Source organism: Longimicrobium sp. (assembly GCF_036280135.1).
GTDB lineage: Bacteria > Gemmatimonadota > Gemmatimonadetes > Longimicrobiales > Longimicrobiaceae > Longimicrobium.
Genome location: NZ_DASURI010000175.1, coordinates 1 through 2,242, shown reverse-complemented (window position 1 = coordinate 2,242; position 2,242 = coordinate 1). Strand labels below are relative to the sequence as shown.

Below are 2,242 nucleotides of genomic sequence, written 5' to 3'. Positions count from 1 at the left end.
GACGGACCAGGCCATCGTCAACATCCTCAAGGACGACGGCATCCAGATCGCGCGCCGCACCGTGGCCAAGTACCGCGACCAGCTGGGCGTGCTGAGCGCCCGCATGCGCAAGCGCGTGTGATGGACGGCGACCGCACCGTGCTTCAGCCTGCCCCTTCTTCGAGCCCCGCCGGCAACGGCGGGGCTTCGCCCATGCCCGTGATCCCGCCCCAGCTGCGCAGCAACTTTGCCGTCCTCGTTCCCGCGTTCGACGAGGTGGACAACATCCCCGACCTGTTCCGGGAATTGCGCGCCACGTTCGACCGGCACGGGCTGGCCGGCGAGGTCATCCTCGTGGACGACGGGTCAAAGGACGGGACGTACGAGGCCGCCCTGCGCGAGGCGGCCTCGTTTCCCCGCGCGCGCGTCGTGCGCCACCGCCGCAACCGCGGCAAGACCGAGGCGATGGTCACGGGCGCGTGGGCGGCCGAGACGGAGTACCTGGTCCTCTTCGACGCCGACCTGCAGCACTCGCCCGAGGAGATCCCGCGCTTCCTGGAAAAGCTGGGCGAAGGGTGGGACATCGTCACGGGGCGCAAGGTGGGCAACTACGAGAAGCGCGGCGTATCGTCCGTCTATAACCGCCTCTCGCAGTCGCTGTTCGACGTGCCCGTGCGCGACCTGAACAGCATGAAGGCGTTCCGCGCCGAGATCCTGCGCGAGATCCCCCTGCGGCACGACTGGCACCGCTTCTTCGTCGTCCTGGCGCACGCGCAGGGCTACACGGTGAGCGAGATCGACATCGAGCTGTTTCCGCGCCGCGCTGGGGTGGCCAAGTACTCGGGCCGCAGCCGCGTGCTGGTGGGCGTGGGTGACCTGGTCGTCGTCTGGTTCTACCTCAAGTTCAGCGAAAAGCCCATGCAGTTCTTCGGCGGCGGCGGGCTCATGCTCATCGTGGCCGGCATTCTCGTGGGGCTGCTGACGGTGGTGCTGCGCATTGGCCACTGGATGCCGCCCTTCGGCTTTCGCCCCCTGCTGACCCTCGTCGTCCTGCTGGAGACGGTGGGCTTCATCCTCTTCGGCTTCGGCTTCATGGCCGAGCTCATTGCCACCCTGCGCGCCGAGGTGGACGACCTGCGCCAGCGGGGCAGGGGCGCGTAGCGACGGCGGATCGGCGGCAGACTCGACAACACGGCCGGCGGAGCAGCGGATCGAACCGTTGCGCCGCCGGCTTTCTTCTTTTTCTCACCCGCGCTGTCATTCTGCGCGAGAAAGGCGACCGGCTCGGTCCATTCCTTCGCGCGGAGCCGTGGGCGCCTTCCGACCGAAGAATCGGGTTGCGACCCGGCACGATCCCGCCCGTGCGCGCCTGGCCCGAGAACAACTCAGCGCACGGGCGAGATCCCGCACTCCGGCGACCAGATTCTTCGGTCGGCACCATCCAGGGAACCGACGCGCCGGACGGACGGAGCGCTCGAACGCGCGGGGCCGGCGGATCCCATCCGCCGGTCCCGCGCGCGTCCGGAGAGCGGACAACGTTCCGCCCCAGATCCGGAAAACGTTGATTTCTGGAGGAAGTTGACGTGTCCAGGAGCTTGGGCGCGGTCCCAAGGATCGAGCCTGCCGAAACGGTCGAAAGCAAAGCGCGTCAGATTCCGCGGACCCTGGCGCGTTGGAGCTTGTAGCCGGCGCCGGAACAGACGCACGTGGGCGCGGACGGCCAGGAAGTCCACCGTTTCCAGGAAAGGTCGGATGAGCCGAAACATCGTTGTCCTCGCGCGGCACGGCACAATCAGGCACCTTCGTTCCGCCGCCTTCGCCACGCTGGTCCTGCTTGCCGCCGCCTGCGACGAATCACCGTCCAGCGCCGCGCCCGGCCTGTGCACCGACGACGAGGTGCTGCGCCTGCGCGCGGGGCAGTCCGCCATCATCCCCAACGACGTGCCCTGCACGCTGCGCCCGGACGAGAACGCGGAGTACGCGCTTGCCTGGTACGACACGGAGCTCCTGACGCGGGCCGAAACCGAGCCCGAGCCGTACCGTGATTCCGAAGGGCGGTTCGTCCTCACCTTCATCGAGGGCGACGGTTCGGTGCGGTACGACGCCGCCCAGTCCGCCCAGGTCGCGCCGGCCCCGCCGTCGGACGCGCGCGTGGTACAGGGCACGGGGCCCGCCCGGGCGCTGGGGGTGGAGGGGAACGCCGGCCCGTGGAGCGCGAACGACGTCATCCGCTTCGCCGCGCCCATCTGCCCGGGGGGATGCC

General features: G+C 69.3%; 3 protein-coding genes. All 3 read left to right on the top strand.

From position 1 onward, the window contains the following. Positions 1–13: 13 nt before the first annotated feature. On the top strand, positions 14–121 hold the full coding sequence (locus tag VFZ20_RS32715; RefSeq protein WP_414682924.1) for a hypothetical protein: 108 nt from the start codon (positions 14–16) through the stop codon (positions 119–121). 71 nt (positions 122–192) lie between these two features. Further along, positions 193–1,140: a glycosyltransferase family 2 protein gene (locus VFZ20_RS05230; protein WP_329682781.1), complete on the top strand. Its 948-nt coding sequence runs from the start codon at positions 193–195 to the stop codon at positions 1,138–1,140. Between the two features lie 591 nt (positions 1,141–1,731). Next, positions 1,732–2,242 (top strand): hypothetical protein (locus VFZ20_RS05225; protein WP_329682780.1); only part of this gene is annotated, 511 nt, incomplete at its 3' end.